Origin of the sequence: Pseudomonas sp. KB_15 (assembly GCF_052114525.1) — a bacterium.
Lineage (GTDB): Bacteria > Pseudomonadota > Gammaproteobacteria > Pseudomonadales > Pseudomonadaceae > Aquipseudomonas.
The window spans coordinates 1-353 of the sequence record NZ_JBFREX010000386.1; the positions used below are offsets into that span (position 1 = coordinate 1).

A 353-nucleotide genomic window follows, 5' to 3' on the forward strand; every position below is an offset into this window, starting at 1 on the left:
GATCGGCCCAGTCACGCATGCCTCCGGCATGCTGATGCAGCCGTACCTGTTCCTCGGCGCCACGCTGGTGTTGTTCGAGAAGTTCGAGCCCGCGCATTTCCTGGCCGAGGTCGCGCGCCTGCAGTTGACCCATGTCTTCATGGTGCCGGCGATGATCAACATGTTGCTGGCCGAGCCGACGCTTGCCACTGCCGACCTGAGCAGCCTCAAGACGCTGGCCTATGGCGCCGCACCGATGGCGCCGGCGCGCATCCGCGAGGCGTGGCAGCGCATCGGCCCGGTGCTGTCGCAGGGCTATGGCGCGAGCGAATCGACGTCCGGCGTCACGCGGCTTTCCACGGTCGACCATGCAC

At 67.1% G+C, this 353-nt stretch carries 1 protein-coding gene; it reads left to right on the forward strand.

Translation table 11 applies throughout. The features are described 5' to 3' along the window. Window positions 1-28 precede the first annotated feature (28 nt). Window positions 29-353, forward strand: a 325-nt coding sequence (locus tag AB4Z35_RS31410) for an AMP-binding protein (protein ID WP_442101354.1), incomplete at its 3' end; no start/stop codon positions are given.